Source organism: Deltaproteobacteria bacterium (genome assembly GCA_016180855.1).
Taxonomy (GTDB): Bacteria; UBA10199; UBA10199; order JACPAL01; family JACPAL01; genus JACPAL01.
In genome coordinates, this window is sequence record JACPAL010000004.1 from 62,969 (window position 1) to 87,082 (window position 24,114).

Sequence of the window (24,114 nt, forward strand, 5' to 3'; positions counted from 1 at the left end):
GGTATTATCGGCAGCCATTTTAAGATGTTTCTTCATTATTCCACACATCTCCCGTTTGTATCTTTCAAACAGATCCCGAGTCCCATCAGAAGATGCCGCGGTGCACCATGGGCCGTGCCGAAGCTCTCCTCCGGTGTTGACTTGAATTGCAGACTCCCGGCCAGTGCCAGGTTCAAACGGTCGAGCAGAAATCCCCGGATACCAAAATCAATGAGTGGACGTTCGGAGAAGTTCTCACATTCATCACGATGCTGGATCCGATAGACCTTCTCGGCGCAGGGGCAGAGGTCGGGGATCGCATATTCAGTACAAAAATCCTCCAGAGGAGCGATCGCCGCCATCTCTTTTTTAATGGAACGGGTACTGGTGGCCAAATAATTGGAGAGCAGGGCGTTAATGCGTGTCTGGAAGACGGTCCCGATGCCGACCTGTTCACCGTCCGGATCGTCGGTGTCGCGCGTTAGCGTGTTGTTCTCGATCACCGTGTAGTTAATGAACGTCTTGTCGGTATCCAAAACAGCGGTCGGTTCCTGACCATAGGTGCCGTTTTCATAATCGATCTCAACCGGTGCATCCATTTTGGTGGCAAGCCCCGCATCAATCGCAATGAGGCCTTCCTCGGCCAGGAGAAGTGTGAGACGGAGTGTCAGTTTGCCGCTTGTCTTGAATCGCGCAAGCGGGACCGGTTGGACACCGCAGTTGGGGTGGGTAACGAGCTGGTGCCCTGAACGGCTCGACGGGAGATCGCAGATATCTTTGAGCACAATCTCTGGATCGTAGGAGGGATGTCCCGCGGTGATCGCCTCTCCTTTATAGAGACTCATGACAGCATCTCTCAGCCCCAATTCGAGATCGACATTGATAAGGGGTGAATCGGTTGTTTCGTCTCCTTCACGGATGGCCCCGCCTGAGATATTAAGGATGCGTGCGGTAATCGCCGTATGGGGATCGAGGGAGGTGCGAATAATAACAGGGGCATTGGGGGGTACGCCCGGCAGAAAGGTTGCTCCGCCCATCGCTGTCTGAACATCGAGCGAGAAGGGGAAACATTCCCAGTCATTCAACGGTGAATCGGTCGGTTCTTTTTGATTGGTTTCGCCGTTCCGTACCTTCGGTCCGCGTTCATCCACCTCAATGTTTTCACCATCCTTGTTAAAACATTCCGTACGAATACCACCAATATTCGGTGAGGCGAGCCCCATCTCACGCAATCGGGAGATGCTCATATCGAGGAGATCCGCCTTCTCCTGTGCGAGGTGGTAAAGCAGCATGTTGGAGGTGTGAAGGAGTGAATTCAGAAACTCTTCGGAGAGGCCAAGATTGATCTCATTCCCCATGAAGAGGGCGGCATCGGCCGGATCGACAGGCTCACCCGCCTCCTTTTCGCGAATGGGGCCAAAGCTGTTGGCAATGGTGGCCCCATCGACCCCTTCCGGTATCGTTTCTTCAAGAAGACGTGTGACAAAGTGGTCTGCCTCCGGATCGTTTGTACCGACGTCGGCCGCCGGTGCCATCAATCCGGGAACGCTCAGAAAGATCCCCAAACGGCTCACCTCGATGGAGGCGTGGTTGATGTCGGCGTAAAGATCGATACCGACTGGCAGATCGAGGAGATCGAATTCAAGACGTTCCAGAGGTGTCTCTTCGTACTTTTTTAAAGCAGTTTCGATCTGGTGCGGAATGGCGTGACGGAGTGTCTGTTCCAGGGTGACCTTGAGCTGTCCGTCCAGGTTCTGGTTGTAGCAGTCGGGATCGACGTCGGTAAGGGGCCCCAAGGCAAGATCCTGGCCTCTCAGGAATTGGCACATTGCCATATCCTCGTCGGTATCATCGGTATCCGAGAGGCCTGCTTGAGGGGCGACGAACTCGCCCGGCGATCCATTGAAATGGGTCCGTGCCTCTGTCCGTTCATCGGTGCAGTCAATCACCACACCCCGTTTGACCCCATGCTCGAACTCCATTCCTCCGACCCAGGTCAGCAGACTTTCATTGGGAACCCTTTTGATCTCGAGTTTCAGTTTTCCATTTTCTTCCTTGACCCGGAGTTCCACGGCAATCTTGATCGAGGCGAAATTCATCTTGAACGGGAGGATGTGGGTGCCTAAGACCGGTTCCGTCCGCAACTCCCCAGGGAAATCGACTGTATCCAGGTGGCCGTCCCCGTCATCATCCAAGTCTTCATCCTCGTCATCTTTGTCAGGAGAGGGACAGTTGTTGGTCGGATTCCAACGGGTTGGATCGGTGTCATGGCAGTCATCGTCCTTGTCCTCAATATCCATGATCCCGTCGTCATCCGAGTCGATGTAATTTACGACAAAGAATTCAACATCACTCTGTAAGTCCTTGATCTCGAGTGTGAGACGGGCCTTGTTTCCATCCATGAGATCGAGACGGGGGATGTCAACTTCCCGTACGGTGGTGTCGTACAGCTTGAAGACACGGGTATAATCCTCGGAGAAGACCGAGTCACATCCCATCTTGTCCTGAAAGTGTCTTAAGACGGATGAGGGGAGCGGGGTTGGAATAAACAGATCGGGCAGCATCTCCTGTTTGAATTTGGCTGAGTTCAGGATTTTGAGAAGCGTTGCCTTGAGCTCTCCCTGGATAGTGTCGGCGGGCAGATAGGCGGAGATTGCCTCCGGAACCATCCCGCGGATCGGATCAAATTTTCCCGTTGAATCAACGACCGGCCGAACCTTTCCAAAGGAGAAGGAGTGGGAGTCGATCGTTTCGTTGCCATTCAGGTCCTTGGCCTTGATGGTATAGGTATTGATCGGGAACTGAAGTGGGGAGACGGCAGCGACAAAATGATCTCTTCCGTTTACGACCCTCTTTGACATTTCGTCGAAGACCGACTGGCCCGCGGCATCGGTCTCATGCTGTGCCTGAACGAGGAGGGGCTCTTGCAACGGCTCCTGCCCTCCATCGATCTCACAGCTAGTAACGTCAACGAAGACCTGCGAGAGCGAATTTCTTTGATCGGCGATAAGGACTCGTCCATCGACCCCCGGGATTTCAGACCCCAGATTTTGATCGCGGTAATATTTTACGCAGAGTTTCGGGCCCCGCATATCATTCCGAAAAGGTTCCAGGGCGATCCGTTGGCCGACAGTCCCTTCCGTCGTGACGTTGTTTACCTCGACCTCAAGGCGATTGAGGCCATGACCGAGGGGGAAGGTCACAATATGTCCGTGGCAAAAATCAGAATCAGAAGAGACGACCTCGGTTGGTTGCAAGGTGGTTCGCGTGACCTTGGTGACACCGTTTGTATCGTCGGTTACTTCATCAACGGCTGAAAAGAGAAGAGCGTTCCCTTCTACCGGAGATAGGCCGGGCGTGGTGGCGATACACAGGTCGATTTTACTCGCACTGATCTCTTCCTCCTCAAGACGGGATTCTCGTGTGGCGATAGGATCGAGTTCGGTCCCTGATTCCGTGACCCTCACGTCCAAGATACCATCGTTATCATCATCGGGATCGTCGGCATTGAGGATTCCATCTCCATCCACATCGGGATCGATGCTATTGGGGATCCCGTCATCGTCCCGGTCATCATTTTGAGAGACGGTATAAGGGGATTGGGAGGCAGCTCCTGATTCCCGTGCTGCGAGGATGCTCATATCCGGTCGTCCGACCCGGAAGAGTTGACGTGTCTCCGAAACACGTTGGATCTGACTTTCACTAATGAAGTCAGCATGAACGATCGCCTGAAACTCTCCTTGTGTTAATCCTTCTCCCGGCAGTCCAACGGTCAAGGCAAAGCTGCCGTCCTCGGTCTGGATCTCCCCCATCGCCGGAACACGGACAACGTCATTCACATTATTGATGTCTGATGGGTAGGAGATCGCGAAGATCAAGTCGACGACATCTTTGTAGTCTTCATAGGTCATGAACTTGCCTCGGAAACAGATCGAGTCCTGATTCGTGTTGAGGCCATCCTGTGGATCAAGAAGACAGATTCGGTTTCCCATATAGAGGGCCGAGCAGGCATCTTCGAGGCTGATAAAGCCTTCTTCACAGGCGAGCAGCGGACGAGCCAATAGGCCGATCAACAGGAAGGCAGCTAAAGAGATTGTTTTTGTCAGTTTCTTCATCGAATCTCCGCCTTAATGATGACATACATCGTGACACCTGCGGCACTGTCAAACGAGCTCGATAACTTCCCAAGCCCGACCAGATCAAAATTGAAGGGCCCGGGCGCCGAACCGGTGCCATAATCAAAACTGTTGGGACCGGCAGGTTCGGGAGCTGCGATACGTCGTCCGTGGAGCTCGTTGGCCGCCTCGCAACCGTCCCCCGTGAAGAGTGAGTCGATCAGGTTCCGGTTCTCCGGATCCATCAAACTTTCCGGGATATCCTGGTCAAACAGTTGGTCCTGGAGGACGGTATTGGGGACAAGACGCACACCGAGATTATCTTCATCAGGGATCAAGGCGGGCGTGATGCACTCCGTAGAGAAGGCGATCCTCATGTGGGAGTCGATATCGCTGCTCAAGACGGGGACATCTGGCGCGAACAATCGGACTGCCAGATCATAAAAATTTAATTCGCCAGTAGCCGGATCATAGGAGCCCGGGATCCGGAAACGGTAATTTCCTTCATCCGTTCGCTGTCTTAGAAATTCCTCAAGGCATCCCCTCTCAAAGGCATCGGTTGGAACGAGGACATTCGTGAGGCTACCGGTATTCACGTCGGCGGAGGGTGAAGACTGGATCGCTGGGTGGCCACCACAATCCGCCTCAACATCAATGGCTGAGGAATCGGCGAGGAACAGATAGAAGTACGAGCATTGGTTTGTTCCTATCTCCTCGCATTGGACACGGTGTTCTGTCAGATAGGACTGCCCCGTAATAGAACCAAGACCATTATATAGTCGAAGCCCTGCCATTTCTGATGCGGGACGGAGGTTTCCTGATGGATCAATCGGTGTTACGATTGGATTGATGTAAGCCTGACCGGTGACGGGGTTAAGTTCAATACCGTCGGTTAATGTAAAGACCTCGACATAGTCGTTGATTTGGGAGGCTGTCAGGGTGCGTGTTCGATACCGCTCCAGAAGACCGCGGGTTGTTGTGCTCAAGAGACGGGATTGCTGTGAAGAGGGATTGATCATCGGGTTGGTGCCGGCCATCAACCGGTGGATGACGAGGTCCCTTGTATCTGTCGGTGCGGCGTGGGTCCCCTTGAGGGCAAAATGGATCTCCGTTGATGTGTTTTCAAAATTTTCGTTTGCACCAAGTCGTGGTGGGTTATTGTCGACGTTGCCGGAGGTCGCTTTGATTACGAGATCGGCGGTATGAATTTCAAACGATCCGCTTGATTCGGCATTGAAGGTGATCCGACCGAGCCGGACCTCCTGATTGGAGGTCAGTGTGATCGGATAGTCCGGTACGACCACCGGCTCTTCTCCGGGCGTACAGAGGCCATCTCCCACCACTCCATCGACAACGAGCGTGAACTGGTCCTGACTGGGACCGCTGAGGCAGGGAGGTTGCAGGATGCGGAGTGGTTCGAGCCCCCCACGATTTTTGATGAAGATTTCGCGGGTCGCACCATCCTGACGGAAGCTGTAGACAAGGGCCTTATCCGGTTCATAGGCGTCATAGGTGGAGGTCTCTCCGGCACCTTCGACGGTAAAGGTATTACAATGGGATTCCTCGCGACAACTCCCCTCGCGTGTTCGTCGGTTGTCATCCTGGATATAGGCGGAAAGGGTCGCCCGTCGGTCATTTTTGGCACGCCCTTGAAGCGTGATTGTCTCTTCTGTTTCCAGGTCGGGACGGACGCTTCTACCGTGCAGATATAAACTTCCTTGATCTTCCCGGATTAGTGTCTCTGTACTGGGATCGACCGTGTTGACCGCCTCGGTGGCGAATGGCCCATAGTTTAAGAAAAAGAAGAGATTCTGAGGTGTCTCTTCACTGCTGGGCGGAATCGTCCAGGAGGATTGATCGGATCTCCAGGCCCGATTTTCGAAGTCAGGTCCTTGATAAACGGAGCCGAGACGGAAATTTTTGTGTCCGTCCTGGGCTTGTAAGGCATCGATCGTAATGGCACGCACCCCATCGTTTTTTAGACGGAACAGTTTATGATCGGTTCCGACGTTTACGATCTTTTCGGCAAACTGGACCGGCGTGGAGGAATCAACAGAAGAGCCGGTTTCAAAAGTGCCGATACGAACCTCTTCCAGTTTGAGCAGAGGAGCTGGTTTTCGGGCCGTTCCATGGAGGAAGAGTTTGATCTCCGGATTCTCCGAGATCGTCTTCGTTTCGTTACAGAGGATCAGTTCTCCACTGTTTGTACAGGAGGCGAGACCGGACAACTGGGGCGTGAAGGTGATCGGGAGCGAGATGTCGGTCTCCTGATCCGCCAGGATGTTGATCCCTTCCAGGAGTTCATCGAGTAAATCGCTTCCGATCTGGAACGCCCCGCCGGCGGGGGGCAGATCGAACTGGATCCCTCCATCCCCACCCTGAAGCGTCAGTGTAACTGTTCCGTTCTGTGCAAATTGATCGGTCGTTGAGGGGTAGAGGGGGTCACCTTCCGCCTTGGCATACGGGAGCTCTCCTTGCGATACCGGGACACAATCTCCATCGTCGTTGTGCAGACCCGGGAGGCAGAGATCAATCTCAAAACCGGTTTCGACATCCCCCTCCACCGTTAGTGTCTCTTGCTGAAGGGGGGCTGAATCGTCGGTTTGAAAACGGAGGCGTGCCGAGAGGGAGAGGGCATTATTTTCTCCATCGCCACCACCACCGGTTGGTTGTCCGCAATTATCGCGCAGATGTTGAAGACCACGGATGGTTCCATCGGATGCGTTGGGATTGGTAACAACTCCGCCGATCCGCGCGGTCAGAAGGGCATTGCCCAACTCCGCTTGTAACTGACCCGTACCGGCATTGAGGTCCGGGTTTCCATCATTCGGGACAAAGACAGCGGTGACAAATTCAACACGGCTCTTGTTTTCGCTCTCGACAAACCGGAGAGGTCCCCCATTGATCGAAACGGTGCTGACTCCATTGATAGAGGGGTCCGGTGGGCTCATGCTGGCGGTGCCGGTCGTGAGTGTTAGGGGGGGATTGGCAAGTCCCGGCAGGGCCTGGATAACACGATCGATCGGCGGCTGGTCGGCGGAGATATCGGTAGACCAGTACTCGCTGAACGGTTCGGGTCCCGGATAGCCGGTTGTTCCTGGGGCACAACTTGTGGAGACGCCGAGTTGGCAGCGCGTGAAGTTGTCGTACAGCGTGACCAGGAACTGCATCGTGATTCCTTCAATCTGGATACCGCCTCCTGGCAATTCCCGGCAGGTTCCGCGGCCGACGTGGGCCGCCATGCTTGGGGCGGCGGCAAGATTGGCACCCGAGTCGATCGCAAGCGATCCCGGCAACGCCGAATGTTCGAGGAGGTAGCGCGGGAAATCGGTTGCCCGGAGGAAGACGTTGCAGTGATCGTCGCCAATATCAAAAAGCAACTTCATCGGCCGATTTCCACCCCACTGGGTGATTGAGAAGGTGTTGGGGAGGTCGCACATCTGACTGTTACCAAACAGCGGTTCCGGACTCGGGCTACTCCTATTGGCTTCTGTACAACAGAAGAGGTCGGTGTGCGGCGGGTTCGGATAAAAGGCGGAGGGGCAGGGGTTGGGGATGTCGTTTCGATCACGCACGGCATCGATACGGAGCTCCAGATAAGAATCGACACGCACCTCACAAACTGTCTCCGGATTGATCGCAAATTCGCATTGGGGTACTGCAAGGGTAGTGTTGCAGGTCTCTCCTTCGGAGCAATCGGCGTCTGCCCGGCAGCCTATGATGCATTCCTCCTCATTGCAGATCCTCTTCTTCCCATTTTCGGCGGCACTGCACTCCGAATCAGCAGTACATCGTTGTTCCGTGACGAGCGTACAGGTAGCGTCGATACAGACCTTTCCGTCATCGCATTCGTCATCAGCGGCACATTCCTCAATGCCACACTGGCCGTTCAGACATTTTTCCCCCGGGGCGCAATCGGTATCTCCCACGCAGCTGACGGGAGAGGGAGAAGGGGAAGGGGAGGGGGAGGGAGGGGGCGGAGTGGTTGAACCACCGCCCGAGACACCACTGTCACGTGGGAAGACATACGGCTCATCGGCGCCACCGCCACCACAGGCGGAAAGAAGTCCGATGCTAACAAGCAGGAGCAGAAGGAACCAATTTTTCAAAAACGGTTTCGTCATAATGTTATGGCCCAAAGGTAAACATGAAGAGCCCCATGCTGGCATGGGCGACGGCGCCACCCATCATCCCGAGTCCCCATGGGGATTGGGAGTCGTCCTTCACGAGAATCGCCCCGCCTGCCAGTGCCATGAGGGTGGCCGCTGCAAGGCTCAGCCTCAGACGGAGATCATTTCCCTTCGCTCGCCGCGGGTCTTCCGGTGAGGCGAGAAGGCTTTCCAAAGAAAGGAGGAGGGAGGTGTCGAGCATCAGGCCGCTGTGGAACATCCCCGGTTTCTTGCCGACGGCACCGTAGATCATCGCGGCTGATCCTAGCGCCCCACCAACGACGGAGTAACCAACGGCGATTGGTTTTGGGGCATCCTCATTAACCGCCTGAACGGCCCGGATCAACATCATGTCATTCCATGTCTGAATTCCTAAGGTGAGTTGATTGACCTTCGCCTTCAGACCCGGTGTTGCGGCCGTCGGATCGGCGGCCTCATAAAGACGGAGATTGGTCAGTCCGAGGATGGGGGTATTTGACATCTGATAATAAGCCATCGCCTCACGGCGGTGCCTTTCTGCTGTAACCAGTTCCGCCCGCTTAAATTGGATTCTTTCATCAAGGCCGTTGAAGGTGGAGTCATAAAGGGAATTGAAGTCATCGACCTGCTTTTTCAAGACCGGGTTCAATTCGGTTCTGTTAACGGCGAGGAGAATTTTTTCGAGTCTGAGTGAGAGCGCCCCCCCCTCGCTTAAGATCTGTCCCATCGGGAGTGACTCGAGGGCGCGATTCAATTCATCGATCTCATCCTCAGAGAGCTGACCGGCAGCAAGCCTCTTTACATCTGTTGCCCTGAGAAACCGGCGTCGGACCAGTTGTCCCAGTTCATCCCATCGGTCACCCCCGGCATCAGCGATACTGTCACGCCAGAGCTCCATGACGACATTTGGGAGGGGTTTTTCGGTCTGGAGCTGATCCCGTGCCCTTTCCCACATCGTTTTTTTGATCCATTCAATGCGTTGGGTCGTTTTAAGCCCCTCAAGCTGTTCCAATTCTCTTTGAAGCGTCTTGATGTCATCTTCCGCACCAAGGGAGTCGTCCAGATGGTATCTCACATTGAGTACTGCCTCCGCCGCGAAGGGGGGCATGGAATCATCATCTTTCAAGATCGGGACCTTCAGTCTGAGTTGCATCAGGTCAATGCCGACAGGACCGAGCGAGATTGCGGCCGGTGTATAGGTCGTCCGTGCATACAGTCCACCAGCGACGTCCCCCTGTCCAGGAGACCATGAAGTCACTGCTTCGAGACCGACCTGTTCTCCGAGTCGGAGTTTGGCCCGTCCTGCCTGCAAGGCGGTCCATTCATGGACGAGATCGGCGGCTACCTTGAAATCAACAACGGATACGGTCGGGCTTGTGTCTGTTGTGGCAAGTTTTCGGTTTGATGCCCCAAGGGAGAGGTGCAGGACATGATCTCCGAGGCGCAGTTTTCCACCGATCTCTCCGCCGGTTGATGTAGGGAGAGAACCGGCCCCCTGCTTGACATCGGCGGGGGTGTAGGTCGCCCCGGCTGATACCTCCTGGAGCCTTATCTCTTTCTTTGCTGGCGCTGTTTCACTTACGGCACCCATTCTTTCGATCTCCTTTAGTTGCTAGTATCGCCACTCCAAAACGGCGGTTGGGGCGAGGAGTTGCAGATAATTCTGCTTCCCCTCTCCTCCGCCACTCACGGCTGCCAGTTCACGCACGTAGGTGTTGTCAACCGATAGATGAAGTAAGGCGGGACCGACACCGATCGAGGCGAGTCTCACCTGAAGACCGGCCGCGAGTCCGATACTTGTCCGGTTCACCGGATTTTCCTGCTCCTCCTCCAAATAGTGTGTCATTCGAGTCAAAAAAGTTGCGGGTCCCACAAAGATCTGTCCGCTAAGAAAGCCCAAGTAGAATTTGTTACCTGGCAAACCGACCGCATGGAAAAGGCTTGTCATTTCGGCGGTGCCACCGAATGAGATGATCTTGCTTGATGTCTCCAGGCGATCCTCCCCCTGATGCTGTACCCTTCGATAATGGTGCAGCCCCAGAAAGAAGCCACCGCGCGGGCTTAGATGTTGTTTGGTCGGGTGCCAGACGAGTCGTGCCCCCGCAATTTTTCCCTCGGATTCTGCCTCCCCTCGTCCCCGATAGCCATCTGTGAAATCTGGTTCCGGGGTCTTGGCTCGTTGTTCGAGGATAAAGTTGCCTGTGAGATGCAACTGAAGTCCGGCGGTCTTCCCGGTAGCACCCTCCTCGGTCGAGGACGAAGGGGCAAGTGGCAGACCAACCGCCGTTGCCTCCCCCGCCAATAATGAACCGATTGCTACCATTCGTTGTCCCTCGTTATTTCAGTCCCAGTTTTCCACCGGCCCCGGCACCATGGCTTGCGGCCCGTAAAAAGCCGGGCACATTTCTCCTCGCCAGTTTGTAGATATTGAAGAGGGCGGTGTTAAACTCCGCCCCTGATATATCGATCTGGGCATCGAGCATCCATTCGATTGCTGTAAAGACTTTTCCGTCCGGCGTAACGATCGGATAGAGTTTGTAGTGCCCCTCTTCCTCACGAATCTGCGAATAGCCGGATTTGACGGGATGGGCGAGTGCCCCCGTTTGCATCGGGGTGAGTTGAAAGTGCATCTCCCAGCTCCCGTCCCCGTTGTCCTTGATGTAGTCAAAAAATACCTTCGCCTGTGAGAGGATCGTCATCCCCCCCTCTTCGAGTTTGAGCTCAAAATATTGAGTAGCCGTTGCGCCGCCGGCCTGTTTTGCCTCCCTTACCAACTCGTCGGCCGTCTTGGTGCAGTCTGAGAAGGTCATTCCGGGTGCCCAGGCGCCTTTCATGGAGAGGAGTCGACGCGCGACCGCCTTCGGCTCTGCCGGGATGATCGCCCAGGCGGTCTGTCGTGGGAGGGTATTCGGCGCGAGTTTTTCCTGTGCCGTGAGGTGATAGGAGTAACCCGATCCACCCTGCTTAAGTCTTGCAAGGAGCTCCTTGCCAAAGAGTGACTCGACTGTTTTTTGGTCCATGAGGCCGGATGGGGCAGGGGCCTTAGGCCCCGGTGAAGAAGGTGGTGGTGCCGGTGGGGCGGGTCTAGGCAAATTCTGAGGTGTACCGGTTCCTGGTGGAGGAGTTTGTGTTGGGGGTTCTGGTGTCGAGACCACGCTGCTCGCCCCTGCAAAAAAGACGGCTGGGTCGGTGAGCGGGATATCATCCGCAGCAGATGTCGGGAGGGTTGGGCCTGAGGTCCTGCCTGTAGAGCAGAGAGTGATTGCCCTCTCTCGGACTACCTCGTAGAGTGCCGCATCAATCTGGCCCGATTCCGTTGCCGGTCTCAAGAATTTTTCGACAAAATCGAAGTCGACGCAGACAGGGGCGGTACTTGGCTTCTCTGCAATGAATGTGCGTAGTGCGAGCCAGAACGGTGGCTGCCAGACACATTGGTTTGAATTTTTTCCATCCGGCTTGCAGATCCCGGTTCGGTTAAAATTGACCCTCTCAAAATCCCCCAGTGAGAGACTTGGGCCGTTCTCGACTGTCACAGACTGCGTGAGGAGCTCGAGGGAGAGATCGTAGGCCTGCCGCTCTGGTAACGGCATCTCTTTTGGGGCAGGAACCGCCTTGGGCCTGCCGCCGGGTGTGACCCCTCCAGTGGTGCCGGCTGTGGCGCAGGCAGCAACGCCTGGGAGGAGGGCCAATGCCGAACGGATTGCATAACGGCTCCATGGGATCTGCATCAGCTTTTACCTCCCTCTGGAACCGGTTGCCCTTTTTTAAACAGCCCGATGAACTGTCTCACGAGACGGACCGGTGGGGCGACAATATGATCAAGGACAAAGACGTAGATGTGGGGGATAAAGCCAACCCCGCACTTGGGGTCCTTGACCCTGGCATAAATCCAATCGATTCCCATCAAAAGAAGTCCACCACCGACAATCGGGATGACGAGACGGGTGGCAAACCAAAACCCAAGAAGTCGGAGGGGATATCCTGTCTGGCGGAGGACGTACCCCAGACCCCTGACAGGCAACGGCCAGGGCCTGATGGCCGCCTCAGCAATTGTTCTGGCGGGTATTGTACGAACAGGTGCGAGTCTCCATGGTCTACGAATGATTGTTTCGCCGATCGTCCAGATCGTTTCGACGAGGATCGTCCCGATGCCGGCCCAGATAAAACTCCCGACATAACGTTTCTCGTCCCACTGCAGATCCTCGCATTCCTTTACCTCACCCGGGTTGGGTTTCCCCTTATTCGTCTCTTCCTGGGCATAATAGGAGCCCAGGACGGCGGCGCGGGCCTGTTGGCAGGCGAGCGGAAAATTGGCCGCTGTGGCAAGCCCTCTCTGAATGGCCGCCTTTCGGATGTCGGTCTCGCAACAGATCTCATTTGAATTTTTGGAATCGGAACCTTTTACCCCCTGTGCGAATTGCGACCAGAAGAGGAGATCATCAACAACAGAGCTTGTCCCTTCTCCCAGGCTATTTTTCTTCCTCCTAAAGAAGCTATCAACCTCACGACTTTTCATGGGGTCTCTGAGTGGCTCAACCGAGAAACAGCCCTTCCAGGGGATGTTGGGGCCATAGGCAAATGTCATCAGAGAGTAGGCGCTTGAGGCGCTCCTAAAATCATCGTCGGTGAGCGTGTTGATAGTCTGCGGTGCCGGATCGCCTGTTTTGAGTTCCAGCGATTGGTTACGAACGGGCTTGGTTGTCACGACCGGTTGAGACATTTTTAGTTATTTCCTCCCAAACAGGGCGTCGAGATTTCCTGTCGAATTTCCCCGGTTGCGGTTTTCCGAATGTTGTCTGGCGACTGGTTTTGGTTTCGAAACTTTGGCGGATCGATAACTGGTGACAAGATCTGTGTTGACTCCCCATCCCGAAAGATGCGCCGGGGTCTGATTCGGTTGTGCCGCAAATAAATTTAAAACCCCCTCTTCCAACCACTTTCTCTCTTCTCGCCAGGTGGCGACGAGCAGATTGATACCACCCGTGATTACGGTATGATCAAAACCTCTTCGCGTCTGAAGATAGTGGAGCCCTGTATAGGCCTGTGTGATCTCTGCCGGGTTCAGCCCGTTCCGGTCTGAATCGGCTGAGGCGACATGATTTTTTATAAACTCCTGGTCCCCGGCGATTTGAGAAATTTGATCGATGAGGCCTTGAAAATCGGCAGTGGCAGATGACGTGATATCGGCCAAGACAGTCGGCATAACGACGCGTCTCTTGTCTTGGACAAGCAGACCCAATCCGCCTTGAATTTCGGCTGTTTCGCTATTACGGATCGCCTCTTCCCATTTCACCTTGAGGTCGGTATTCCACTCCGACGGAAAGACGACGGAATCGGCAAGTGCCTTCTCCAAAGCGGCTCTAAATCCCGGCATTTATCCCCTCCTCAAATAAGTTTTCGGCTTCAAAAATCATTTGTTGCCCCCCTTCCATGCCGCGGCATGTCATCAATTTGCGCTGATGGGACTGTTGAAAAATGCAATTTTTCAACACGCCCCTGATTTGGGGCAGGAATTTGCTGCATGCGGGCTCTATCGAGGGGGGACAGGGGTGGTTTCGGGGAAAGTGGGGGGTTGGCTTAAAATAAATGAAGAATCATTCAACTCCAGTACCCTTCCTCATCTCTCGACTCGCTATATTTGGTATTGGTGATCTCGGCCCCCTCGGAAAAATGATTAGCCGGGCCATTTTTTTGATCCCGTTAAAATCCTTCCATCGTTTGCGCTGCTTATAAGTATCACTCCCCATGACCCAGAAGAAACGGCAGGAGGGGAATTTTTGGGTGAGGTATTTCAGGAGATCAATAGTACGGCCAGTCGCGCCGGCATGTTTTTCATGGCTCTTAATCTTGATCTTTTCATAACACCCCCCTGTCCCTACTCCCTGGCCTATCCAGCAGGGCAGGCTTACCTTAAGAGGGGGGAGGAAAAAATGACGACAAGCCCTTAGTCTCTTACTAAACCCCGGCAACTTTTTCCGAAACGGATGCCTCCAGACCGGGAGTATCCAAACCTCATCAATGCTTTTCCGCTTGGCGACCCTTTTTACAATCTCCAAATGCCCAATATGTGGGGGATTAAAGGAGCCCCCAAAGAGGGCGACATTTTTTTTCTTCGCCACACCTTCCTCTTAGTGTAAGAGGGGGGACGTTTCCAGTTCTTTTCCCCTTTGCAGGGGGGAGTTGTTATCCGCCTCCGCCAGAAAACCCTGCCGTCTTGCGGCGGGGATGAAGGGTCCAGAGATCCGAAGCATTGGCAGAGGAGGGTCGGTGGCTACGGGGATTCCGCCAAGAAACCCCGCGGTCTTGCCGCGGGGAGCTTCATTTATGAGGATACGTAAGGCACTGATCGTTTACAAAAAAAGTTCCTACGAGGCGCATGTTTTTGGGGAGAAAGACCCCGTCTATTTGCAACTCCTTCGGGTGGGGAGTGCAGCGACCCGGACCTCCCGCGGTGTTCATCAGGAGCATCGAAGCACCCTTGAGGCCGTTCAGGAGGAGCTGCGTGCCCTAGGCGTATCGTTTGACTTGAGACAACGGTATTACTTGAAGCCGATTCGTGGTTATGACCTGGTCATTACGATTGGTGGTGATGGCACCTTTTTGGAGACGGCCCATTTTCTCGAAGAAGGGGTGATGATGGGGGTCAACTCCGCCCCTTCCGAGTCTGTCGGATTTTTCTGCCGCGCCAATCGTTCCAACTTTCGACGCAAAATCATCTCTATCTTAAAAGATCAACACCCGCTTTTAGTGCTCTCTCGATTGAAATTGAGTATTCCGGGTCAAAAAAAGATACCACTCGTCTTAAATGACATTCTGTTTGCCAATCAGAATCCTGCGAGTACGGCACGATACCTGCTGAGTGCCCGGAGAATTCGGGAGGAGCAGAAATCTTCCGGGGTCTGGATCTCTCCGGCGGCGGGTTCCACCGCAGCGATTCGTTCGGCGGGTGGAAGGTCGTTGCCGATCCGTTCGGCCCGTTTTCAATATAGGGTGAGGGAACCGTACCAACCCCGTGGAAAAAGATATCGTCTGCGAGGCGGGATTCTTTCGCCACGAGAGAAAGTCACCATCTTTTCCATGATCGATGATGCCGCTGTCTATATTGACGGTCCGCATCTTGTTTATCCGGTCAAGCGGGGATGGACGATCACAATCAAACGGTCTCATTCTCCACTTAAGATGGTGGGATAAGAAAAAGGATCTCGCTGGCGACCTCTTCAATCGCCTTGTTGGTGACATCAATCACCGGGATATTACCCAGTTTCTCAAAAATCTGTTTGGAACAGGCAATCTCTTCGCGAATCGCCTCGAGATCGGCGTATTTTTTTGTAAACCGCCGCCCGATTTTATCGAGACGGTTTTTCCTGAGTTCCACCAATTTAAATGGCGAGATCGTCAGTCCCATGATTTTTGTACGGGGAATCTCCATCACTTCCGGTGGAAGAGGGATGTCGATGACGATCGGAATATTCGCCACTTTGTAGCCCCTGAAGGCGAGATAGATAGAGATTGGGGTCTTTGAGGTCCGGGAAATACCCAACAGAACCAGGTCGGCCTCGTGGATTGTTCCCGCCCCTAGGCCGTCGTCGTGTTTGATCGTAAAACTGACCGCTTCATTACGGCGAAAATAATCAGTAGTCAGCTGATATTGTCTCCCGGGCTGGCTTGAAGGGGCTTTATGAAAAAAATGGGTGAAGGTCTCCAGAAGGGGCCCCATGACGTCGATCGTCATGATTCCAGCCTCTGCGGATCTTTGCAGGAGATGTTTTCGGTTGCCCTCGGAGACGAGTGTAAAAAGAATCAGACCTTTGGTTTTTTTTGCCTCACGGATGATCTGATCGATCTTTTCAGGAGTGGTTACTTTAGGCCTTCTCATGATGATCACCTGTTCCGAGCCGAACTGTTTCAGGACGACATCGGCCAAATCCTCCGCCAGATCTCCTGTCGCGTCCGAAACGGCGTAAATGATATTTGTTGAGGGTTCAGTGGGCACTCGGAAGAACCTTCAGGCGCTCCTGTTCAGCGGGAGCCTCCAGATCGGCCATCTTATCTCCAAACTTTTCCAGGCGCTTTTCGGCCGATTCATACTTTTGACGCAAGTTTTTGAGATGGAGGCCGATCTGCGCAAACTCCTCCACAAATCTCTTCAGATCCTCCTTGAGGCGTTGAAGATGGGTGTCCAGCGAGTGGGCCCACTCCTCAATCTTCATTCCCCTGAGACCGATCGCGATCGTCTGCAGATAACCGTAGAAGCTGTTGGGAGAAACCGGAAAGACCCTTTTTTTCTGGGCATAGGAGAGCAGGTCGGCCTCCAGGGTTTCGTCCTTGATAATCGCCTCATAATAGATGTTCTCTGCCGGGATATACATTAGCGCAAAGGGGAGGGTTGCTTCCTCCGGGCGAATATATTTTGAGATATCGTCAATATGTTTTTTGACGTCGCTGATGAAATCTTTTCGAGCTATTTTTTTCTCCTCTTCAGAGCTCGCCTCAACCAGTTTCCGGAAGTTTGGGAGGGGGAACTTTGAGTCGACTGGGATCAATCCCTCTTTTGTCCGAATCACCGCATCGACCCTCTCGCCGCTTTTGAAAAGGTATTGAATCTCAAAAGACTCCGGAGGGAGGACCTGTTTCAACAGGTTTTCGAGCAAGAGTTCACCAAAGCCCCCACGAAATTTTGGGGAGCGGAGTGACTCCTGAAGCATCGCGATATCTTTCCCGACATTATGGACTTGTTGTGTTGCCGCTTCGAGCTGGCTTAAGCGACTTTTGACCTCACCAACGACTCGGGCGGCGTTATCGAGTCGGTCGCCAACATGACGATTGGTATCGTTCATCTGACGGAAATTCTCCTCCAGTCTTTTGCCGATTTCTCCTGTCAGCTTGCCGAGCTGATCGTGAACCTGGCGGATATTCTCATCATGGCTCTTTTGAAGCCGGTCCAATTCCTGCTTGAGAAGGAGGTCGACTGAATCACGAGGACGGGTTAAGAGATAAGCCAGCAGTCCAAAACCACCTAATGTGACGAGCAGAACGGTAAATGTCAGGAGGGTCATGCCCAAAATCTAATTCCGCAGGCTTGTGAAAGCAATTAGAAAGTCATATTAGCCCGTCAACAACGAGGGGTCCTCTCCCCTTGGCCTGCCCTGAGCCATGCCGAAGGGCGCGAGAGGGAAGGGGTTTGATTAAATTTTGATGAGGGTGAGGGAAGATTGAATATCAAAATCTATACCACAAATAATTGCCCCTATTGCCACGCGGCGAAGGATCTTTTTCGTTCAAAGGGGTTGGCCTTTGAGGAGATCGATGTCAGTGGCGATGAGGCGTTTGACAATCTCATTAAAGAGACCGGCTGGCGAACAGTCCCTCAGATATTTATTGATGGAAAACTGATTGGTGGTTTTCAGGAGTTGGTGGAGCTCGATCGTAAGGGAGAAATCGAGTACTGAGTGAATAAATCCCAGTAGGGATTTATGAGTCGAAGTGCTAGGCCGGGCTGTTCCGGTTGTAATCCCCCCGCCGTCGCACGGCATACTCACAGGCAAGCCCCTCTGTTTTCTTTCCTTCGTCACCACCCCTTGGGTCTGAAAATTTTTGGAGGGCGGTTCGATGAAGGTCGCCGGCCTCATAGGTGCCTTGAGGTGTAGGGGCTACAACAACTGCGGAGCGCGCCTGGACATCGGCGGCCATAAATTTTCGGGCCCGATCGATCGTCTCACAAAACTCCGCCATCTTGTGTGGATCGGTGTTGGCATCGCAGGCTATCAGTCCACCCGTTCTTTCCGGGGTGGAGCGTGCCATGCCGGTGGTGCTACGGGGCGTCGCTGTCTGTAAATTTCCAGGGGGTTTGGAGGTTGTGCCTGTTGGCCTCTGATGGGCAATGGCAGTACCTTTGTGTGGAGCTAACGATTGCTTTGTCTGGGGGAGAGTTCCTTTAGGATCCGTTTTGGTTGCCGTTTTTGAGCTAGGGGTTGCTGGTCGAAGATGGGCCGGAGGGGTTGCCGTTTTTCCACGTTGGAACTGTTGCCAACGAGCCGCCTCGGTCGCTGCATTATTGGCGAGCGTTCTTCCCTCTGTTTGACTGCCGTTTCTAACAGCCAGGTTCAGTTGGGCCTGCCGCGCCCGGTCGGCCATCTGGGCCGATTCAAAGTTTTTTCCGACATCTGTCTTTCGAACGGCATCCGCCAGCCTGGAGGTTTGGTCCGGGTCCAGCTTCACAAACTGGTCCGGGTTCACATTCCTCATCTGATCCTGAAGAGATGAGGTCGTCTCAGGTGGCAACATTTGTCGCGCCATCTGGTTTGTTTCACTATTTTTGAAGTTTAAAAGCCGCGTCAATTCGGCACGGGTGAGAATCGCATCCCCACTGATCTTAAATCCTTGGGAGATTTGTTTCGCGGCGGTAAAGAGCCTTGAGAGGGAGTCGTTATTCTGCTGACTCAGCTCGGCCAGGTTCTGCTGGGCCTGTGCCTCGCGACTTGCCTGAATCCCTTCTGATCGATCAAGTGGCATACACCATTCCTCTGGAGGGAGACCTCCAACCCCTCTAATCTGCAATATGGGTGCCCACCCACCTTCTTTTTTGTGTGTTTAACGATTTGAAATTAATACGTTTTTAGGCGCGCTTTGTACTATGTGCCTGGGTTTATGACATAAGCTGGGGAGGGGGGACCTCAATTAGGAACTATTCCCTTCAACCGTTGGATGCGCATCAGGCTTTCATGAAGACGCCTTTTGAGGAGCGGACTCTTGCCGATTTCGGCAGAAAAAGGGAGGAGGGTCTCAAGCTCCTTTTCCATCCCGTCACAGATCATGAGCAGGTCACAGCCGGCCTCAAACGCCAGAAGACTCGATTCCAAAAGCGACCAGCGGTCTGCGATTCCTCTCATCTGGAGGTCGTCCGAAAACAACACCCCTTTGAATCCAAGTTGCTGTCGCAACAGTTTTTGCAGGATAATTTTTGAGAGTGTTGCCGGATAATTTGGATCCAGTTTTTGATAAAGGACATGGGCGGTCATCAGTGCCGGAATTTTTGCCAAGGCAGCGATCTGAAACGGTGGAAGTTCTCTCTTCCAGAGACTTTTTGGGGGAAGAGAGACCTGCGGCAGGTTTTTATGGGAATCGGTGGAGGTATCTCCATGTCCTGGAAAATGTTTGCCACAGGGGATCACGCCGGCCTCCAACAGCCCTTTGGCAAACGGGATTGCGGTTTGGATCACAACCTTTGGATCACTGGAGAACGCACGGTCCCCGATAATCGGATTTTTTGGATTGGAGTGGACATCAAGGACAGGGGCAAAGTCGAGATTAATCCCCACGGTTCGGAGCTCGCGCCCCATAAAACGGCCGATCGATCGGAAGAACTCCTCTCTCCATTTTGCCCTCTGGTAGAGCTCTCCCCAGAAAGAAGCGGGGGGGTACTGTGTGAATCCGCTCCTCAATCGGGCGACCCGTCCCCCCTCCTGATCAATCCCAATCAGAAGGTTTGGAACGACGGCCCTCAAGGCGCCCGTCAGTTGACGCAACTGCTTTGCATGAACGATATTTCTGCGGAACAGGATTACACCTGCCGGAGGATACCTCCGTAGAAGGCTTTTCAGACGGGGCGAAACAGCGGTTCCGTTGAATCCCCAGAAAAAGAGCCGGCTCGTTTTCCTCAGCATCGTGGTTTAAAAAAAACTTTCTTAAGATGTCTCTTTCAGGTAGTTTTCCTAACATAGTGGGGGGATTTAAACGAGTTTATTTTCCGGCGCTTTTTTTGTTGGGGCTGCCTTTAACGGCACTGGCGACACCTCTTTCAGGGCGGATCGATGAGATTCTCAAAAAACATCATCTGGATCGCGGAAAAATCGCCTTAAAGATTGTTCATCTCGCGGATGGGGCCATCTGGTACGATAAAAATTCGGAGCTGCTTCTTTCCCCTGCCTCTGTAGCAAAACTGACCACCGCTCAGGCGGCCATGAAGATACTGCGGCCGGATTTCTCATTTAAAACGGAATTTTATTCCCAAGGGGAGCCTGCAGCGGGTGTCATCCAAAATCTCTGGATCAAGGGGTATGGAGACCCGTTCTTTGTAACCGAGTCCTTGGATGTGGTCGTGAAAGGTTTTCAAAATCTTGGCATTCGTGAGATTCAGGGAAATATTTATGCCGACGAGACATTTTATGATCATGAGCATCCTTTCACCTACCTCTCGGACGATCGTGGCAAAAATTATCTGATTGAAACGGGCCCCCTCGTTTTTAACTTTAATACGGTTGAGATGATTGTTCAGCCAGGAGGGCAGGTTGGAAAACCGGCTCTTCTTTCACTAAAACATCCAACTCGGTATGTTTCTCTGCAGAACCGGGTCAAGACAAAGGGTCGGAGACAGCCGGTTATCTCGACAGAACGTCGTGGAGATGTTGTCGTCGTGCGTGGCACGATACCGATCAAGATTCGGGAAACGAGTATTCGGGAAATGGTGTCGGAACCGGCCCTGTTTTTGGCCACGTCTGTATGGGAGGCGCTTCAGTTGACCGGGATCACCTTTCAGGGAAAGATTGTACGGGAGGCAATCCCTCCTGAGGCAAAGCTCATCTGGACTTATCACTCGCCCCCTCTGAAGGAACTGATCTCCAGTCTCGGCAAGTTCTCCAATAACTTCTCGGCCGAACAGATTTTTAAAAGCCTGGGGGCTTTTCAGTTGGGGCCACCTGCCACAATGAAAAAGGGTCAGGAGGTTCTTCAACGCTATCTGGCCAGTTTGGGGATTACAGAGCCCGGTGTTTATCTTGAAAATGGTTCCGGTCTCTCAAAAAGTTCACGTCTCTCCGCCAATCATCTCATGAAGGTCTTGTCGGATATTTACGACTCTCCTTGGAGGGACGATTTTATCTCTTCCTTGAGTGTGGCGGGTGTTGATGGTACTATTGAGCGGAAGTTAGGGGGGGCTCTCCGTGGAAGAGTCTTTGCTAAAACGGGGAGCTTAAGAAAGGTGAGTACACTGGCAGGCTACATTAATCATACGCAGGGTCCCGTCGCCTTTGTGTTCCTTTTCAATGACTACCCTGGTTCCAAAGAGAAAATTAACCGCGTGATGCAACGGATTCTTGAGGAGGTATTGAAAGAGACAGTGGAGATGAAAGGATAGAATATTTTTTATGAACGGTCGATCGTGGGGAGTTATTGCGTTGGTTGTGATGTTGGGATTGGGGCTTCATCAGGGGGTTACTTTTCTTTCACATCGACTCATGGGCCGATTTTCTCAATCTACGGCGCTTCAATCTGAACAAAAATTGACAGAGATAACTTCCTTCTCCAAAGAGGTAACGACGGAAGCAAACAGGCCGATACCACAAGATGATCCGCACCTCTTTTCTCCCTCTTTGTCGGTCCCTGAGTCGGGTAGGAGCCTTTTTTTGACACCCCCTCCTTCTCTACGATCGGCGGTCGATTTCTGGAGGCAAATCTATGCCGTCTACGATTTTAATCAGACCGTTTTGCATGACAGTGGAGACCTGTCTGTTATTTACGGTGTTCTTGATTTTTCTTCTTGGGATCAACAGGGGCTCTCCGAGTTCGAAAAGGAAAAAGCTCGTGAAAAGTTGATTCAGGCAGAGATCAAACGGATTGGAGAAGATCTTCCATTAGAGGCCGCGGAAAGGGTTCGCGCCCAAAGGGGGCTTAAAGACAAGTTTGGCAATGCGGTCAAGGTTTCTGGGAAATACCTCCCCCTCTTCGAAGAGATTTTCGAATATTATGATATTCCCATGGAGTTGACACGGCTCGTTTTTGTGGAATCCCTTTTTCAGGAGAGGGCCCAATCAAAGGTTGGAGCGGTTGGTCTCTGGCAGTTCATGCCGGGGACGGCCCGCCGATATCTTCAGGTCGGTCATCTGATTGATGAGCGGTATGATCCAATCCTCGCGACGCATGCCGCTGCACGCCTTTTGAAGTCAAATTATGAGGTCCTTGGGGAATGGCCCCTCGCGGTGACTGCTTACAATGCCGGTGTTGGTACAATGCAGAAGGCAGTCAGTGCAACCGGCACGACAGATCTTGGAACAATTATTCGTGAATATCGGGGCGGCGTGTTCGGTTTTGCCTCCCGCAATTTTTATCCCTCTTTTCTGGCGGCTGTTGAGGTATTCCATCATGCCGATCAATACCTGGGATTCATTCAGCGTGAGGAGCCTCTTTTGTTTGACTTTGTTGCCTTGCCGGCACGGGCCTCTTTTCCACAGATCGCCTTCTGGAGTGGCAGCAACCTGAAAGAGCTTTCCCGTTTAAATCCTTCCTATGTTCGTGAGGTGGCGAGAGGCGTCTATCTTCTCCCCTCGGGAGCGAAGATACGCCTCCCTTATGGAAGGTCGGACGTTTTTAAGACACGATTTATGCAGTACCCTTCCGTCCCGGCCGATCTTGCCTTAGATTATGCCTCGATCCAAACGGAGATCCCCTAAATAGGGATCTCCAGCCCCCTTATTTTTAACCCAATTGTTTAATTTAATGAATAAAATCAATTGGTTGATTGTATAACGCTTGGGGCACATCGATTGCAGACTAATAGGAGCGGGAGGGTTAGAGAATGATTGTAGGCATTATCAAAACAGGCGATATGATCCGTCATCCCCTGGATGTCTTCCGGATTTATGGATTGAGGGGGTGTTTCAGGCTGGCCCTTCGTGCCTTGAGCCGAAAGAGATACCAATTTATCGACTTTCTCGATCTGACATCCAGCGGTCTCAAATATCGTGGGAATCGTTGAGGCGGTAGCGGATCAACTTTCCTCCGGGAATGTCCGCCGGAAGAAAGTAAATAAAGCGTTCCTCTCTGTCGATCGCCATTCCTTCAAAAGTAAGTGTTTCCGGTGTTTGATAATCCCCATACCGATTCGGGGAGGCGAGGGGATTTTTAAGGAGAATCGTCCCCAAATTTCTGTTGCCCCATCGCACCCCACGTCCCATCGGGCCTTTTGCGTAGAGAAGATTTTTTAGCCGAAATTCAAAGCTGTTCAGATCATCACCGGACACCTCAATGAAATGACCTCGCCCAAAATAATACTCGGGGCTTATGGATGGCATCCTGGTGTTGCCCGTGCAAAGAAGCGTCCTGTCATTAACTGCCTCACACTCTTGGTAATCAACATGCTCCGCCAGATCGTTTGGATATTTTTTCCAGGACCCTGTCTTTGAGTCGACCACAAGAAATGCCTCACTATTCCAGGTGAGTCCTACCAAATAACGACCCAACAGCGGAGCGACGGCGCCGAGATGTTCGGGGATCGGAGTTAAGAGCTGACGCAAGGACATCGTCTGAGGGTCAAAGAGTCGAAATTGGCTGTATCCTTCAGGTCCGTAGGTGCTGTTTGCAAAAACAAGGTTCCGGAATGGGAGAAAGGGAGCCAAACCGGAGGGATGCCCCAATGGAGCCGGCTTCTTTGATCCAATCATGGTCGGGGGCTGATCGGTTGTTTCGATTAATTTCCAGTGAGGATCTTTCGGATTGGGAGAGAGGACCTCCTTGCGGGAACCTGTTAAAAGGTAACTCTGGGCCGTTTCTGCCTTTCTGTCCTTGTTGAAGAGTGTACAGCTGATCACAACATGATCCCGTGTGAGCGCAAGCCCTTGAGTATGACACACGGTCTCTTCCGGATTCGTCCGGTGTTTTCTCGCAAAAAAATGGTGTGGTATTTTGAGATCAAAGCTCTCTGCCCCATCGATCCTCCAGGGACTGCTGGGATCGGTCGTTTGAGGTGTGGTGGGTGGTGTCGTCGGTCCCGTTGCCAATCGGGCACAGGCTGTTACGCCGCCCAGAGCAGCGCCTGCCAGAAGATGAAATGATGATATTTTCATAGGCCCCTGTTCGGTTGGCCTCATCATTCGTTGCTT

18 protein-coding genes are annotated in these 24,114 nt (G+C 53.0%); 5 read left to right on the top strand and 13 right to left on the bottom strand.

Translation table 11 applies throughout. From position 1 onward, the window contains the following. Positions 1-35 precede the first annotated feature (35 nt). The 8 genes from HYT77_02550 to HYT77_02585 form a co-directional block, all read right to left on the bottom strand. Complete coding sequence (locus HYT77_02550; protein ID MBI2066876.1) at positions 36-4,094, bottom strand: hypothetical protein; 4,059 nt, start codon at positions 4,092-4,094, stop codon at positions 36-38. Next, positions 4,091-8,203, bottom strand: coding sequence for a hypothetical protein (locus tag HYT77_02555; GenBank protein MBI2066877.1), 4,113 nt, complete (start codon positions 8,201-8,203; stop codon positions 4,091-4,093). Before HYT77_02555 ends, HYT77_02550 begins: the two co-directional genes overlap by 4 nt. 19 nt (positions 8,204-8,222) lie before the next feature. Then, positions 8,223-9,833: a hypothetical protein gene (locus tag HYT77_02560; GenBank protein MBI2066878.1), complete on the bottom strand. Its 1,611-nt coding sequence runs from the start codon at positions 9,831-9,833 to the stop codon at positions 8,223-8,225. 21 nt (positions 9,834-9,854) lie between these two features. Next, on the bottom strand, positions 9,855-10,565 hold the full coding sequence (locus HYT77_02565; protein ID MBI2066879.1) for a hypothetical protein: 711 nt from the start codon (positions 10,563-10,565) through the stop codon (positions 9,855-9,857). A gap of 13 nt (positions 10,566-10,578) precedes the next feature. Then, positions 10,579-11,970 carry a hypothetical protein gene (locus HYT77_02570; protein ID MBI2066880.1) on the bottom strand — a complete coding sequence of 464 codons (1,392 nt, stop codon included), beginning with the start codon at positions 11,968-11,970 and terminating at the stop codon, positions 10,579-10,581. Further along, positions 11,970-12,962: a hypothetical protein gene (locus HYT77_02575; protein ID MBI2066881.1), complete on the bottom strand. Its 993-nt coding sequence runs from the start codon at positions 12,960-12,962 to the stop codon at positions 11,970-11,972. Before HYT77_02575 ends, HYT77_02570 begins: the two co-directional genes overlap by 1 nt. A gap of 6 nt (positions 12,963-12,968) precedes the next feature. Continuing rightward, positions 12,969-13,616, bottom strand: coding sequence for a hypothetical protein (locus HYT77_02580; protein ID MBI2066882.1), 648 nt, complete (start codon positions 13,614-13,616; stop codon positions 12,969-12,971). Between the two features lie 220 nt (positions 13,617-13,836). Next, a complete protein-coding gene (locus tag HYT77_02585) occupies positions 13,837-14,361 on the bottom strand; it encodes a nicotinate-nicotinamide nucleotide adenylyltransferase (GenBank protein ID MBI2066883.1) in 525 nt (174 codons plus the stop codon). 205 nt (positions 14,362-14,566) lie between these two features. Here HYT77_02585 and HYT77_02590 point away from each other — a divergent pair, with 205 nt between their 5' ends. Then, a complete protein-coding gene (locus HYT77_02590; GenBank protein ID MBI2066884.1) occupies positions 14,567-15,433 on the top strand; it encodes an NAD(+)/NADH kinase in 867 nt (288 codons plus the stop codon). Here the strand turns inward: HYT77_02590 and HYT77_02595 are convergent. Both HYT77_02595 and rmuC read right to left on the bottom strand, forming a co-directional pair. Then, positions 15,417-16,235: a kinase/pyrophosphorylase gene (locus HYT77_02595; protein MBI2066885.1), complete on the bottom strand. Its 819-nt coding sequence runs from the start codon at positions 16,233-16,235 to the stop codon at positions 15,417-15,419. The two genes, HYT77_02590 and HYT77_02595, sit on opposite strands and share 17 nt — an antisense overlap. After that, positions 16,225-17,298, bottom strand: coding sequence for a DNA recombination protein RmuC (gene rmuC, locus HYT77_02600; GenBank protein MBI2066886.1), 1,074 nt, complete (start codon positions 17,296-17,298; stop codon positions 16,225-16,227). The genes HYT77_02595 and rmuC overlap by 11 nt, the downstream gene beginning before the upstream one ends. Positions 17,299-17,454: 156 nt before the next feature. Between rmuC and HYT77_02605 the strand changes: the two genes are divergently transcribed. Beyond that, complete coding sequence (locus HYT77_02605; protein ID MBI2066887.1) at positions 17,455-17,691, top strand: glutaredoxin; 237 nt, start codon at positions 17,455-17,457, stop codon at positions 17,689-17,691. A gap of 37 nt (positions 17,692-17,728) precedes the next feature. On the opposite strand, the gene HYT77_02610 is transcribed toward HYT77_02605, so the two are convergent. Continuing rightward, positions 17,729-18,754: a hypothetical protein gene (locus HYT77_02610; protein MBI2066888.1), complete on the bottom strand. Its 1,026-nt coding sequence runs from the start codon at positions 18,752-18,754 to the stop codon at positions 17,729-17,731. Positions 18,755-18,915: 161 nt separating this feature from the next. Next, positions 18,916-19,905 carry a beta-N-acetylhexosaminidase gene (nagZ, locus tag HYT77_02615; GenBank protein MBI2066889.1) on the bottom strand — a complete coding sequence of 330 codons (990 nt, stop codon included), beginning with the start codon at positions 19,903-19,905 and terminating at the stop codon, positions 18,916-18,918. A gap of 56 nt (positions 19,906-19,961) precedes the next feature. Here nagZ and dacB point away from each other — a divergent pair, with 56 nt between their 5' ends. The 3 genes from dacB (at position 19,962) to HYT77_02630 (ending at position 22,991) form a co-directional block, all read left to right on the top strand. Continuing rightward, positions 19,962-21,374 (top strand): D-alanyl-D-alanine carboxypeptidase/D-alanyl-D-alanine-endopeptidase, encoded by a 1,413-nt coding sequence (dacB, locus tag HYT77_02620; GenBank protein MBI2066890.1) that lies wholly within the window; start codon positions 19,962-19,964, stop codon positions 21,372-21,374. Positions 21,375-21,384: 10 nt separating this feature from the next. Further along, positions 21,385-22,686, top strand: coding sequence for a lytic transglycosylase domain-containing protein (locus HYT77_02625; GenBank protein MBI2066891.1), 1,302 nt, complete (start codon positions 21,385-21,387; stop codon positions 22,684-22,686). A gap of 125 nt (positions 22,687-22,811) precedes the next feature. Then, entirely contained in the window at positions 22,812-22,991 is a 180-nt protein-coding gene (locus HYT77_02630) for a hypothetical protein (GenBank protein ID MBI2066892.1), read from the top strand. On the opposite strand, the gene HYT77_02635 is transcribed toward HYT77_02630, so the two are convergent. Next, positions 22,969-24,078 (bottom strand): hypothetical protein, encoded by a 1,110-nt coding sequence (locus HYT77_02635; GenBank protein ID MBI2066893.1) that lies wholly within the window; start codon positions 24,076-24,078, stop codon positions 22,969-22,971. The two genes, HYT77_02630 and HYT77_02635, sit on opposite strands and share 23 nt — an antisense overlap. Positions 24,079-24,114 lie beyond the last annotated feature (36 nt).

Bases quoted from the DNA above. Each gene is read 5' to 3' on its own strand.
- HYT77_02550 (MBI2066876.1), bottom strand. From the start codon at position 4,094: ATGAAGAAACTGACAAAAACAATCTCTTTAGCTGCCTTCCTGTTGATC.
- HYT77_02560 (MBI2066878.1), bottom strand. From the start codon at position 9,833: ATGGGTGCCGTAAGTGAAACAGCGCCAGCAAAGAAAGAGATAAGGCTC.
- HYT77_02565 (MBI2066879.1), bottom strand. From the start codon at position 10,565: ATGGTAGCAATCGGTTCATTATTGGCGGGGGAGGCAACGGCGGTTGGT.
- HYT77_02570 (MBI2066880.1), bottom strand. From the start codon at position 11,970: ATGCAGATCCCATGGAGCCGTTATGCAATCCGTTCGGCATTGGCCCTC.
- HYT77_02575 (MBI2066881.1), bottom strand. From the start codon at position 12,962: ATGTCTCAACCGGTCGTGACAACCAAGCCCGTTCGTAACCAATCGCTG.
- HYT77_02580 (MBI2066882.1), bottom strand. From the start codon at position 13,616: ATGCCGGGATTTAGAGCCGCTTTGGAGAAGGCACTTGCCGATTCCGTC.
- HYT77_02590 (MBI2066884.1), top strand. From the start codon at position 14,567: ATGAGGATACGTAAGGCACTGATCGTTTACAAAAAAAGTTCCTACGAG.
- rmuC (MBI2066886.1), bottom strand. From the start codon at position 17,298: ATGACCCTCCTGACATTTACCGTTCTGCTCGTCACATTAGGTGGTTTT.
- HYT77_02610 (MBI2066888.1), bottom strand. From the start codon at position 18,754: ATGCCACTTGATCGATCAGAAGGGATTCAGGCAAGTCGCGAGGCACAG.
- nagZ (MBI2066889.1), bottom strand. From the start codon at position 19,905: ATGCTGAGGAAAACGAGCCGGCTCTTTTTCTGGGGATTCAACGGAACC.
- HYT77_02625 (MBI2066891.1), top strand. From the start codon at position 21,385: ATGAACGGTCGATCGTGGGGAGTTATTGCGTTGGTTGTGATGTTGGGA.
- HYT77_02630 (MBI2066892.1), top strand. From the start codon at position 22,812: ATGATTGTAGGCATTATCAAAACAGGCGATATGATCCGTCATCCCCTG.
- HYT77_02635 (MBI2066893.1), bottom strand. From the start codon at position 24,078: ATGAAAATATCATCATTTCATCTTCTGGCAGGCGCTGCTCTGGGCGGC.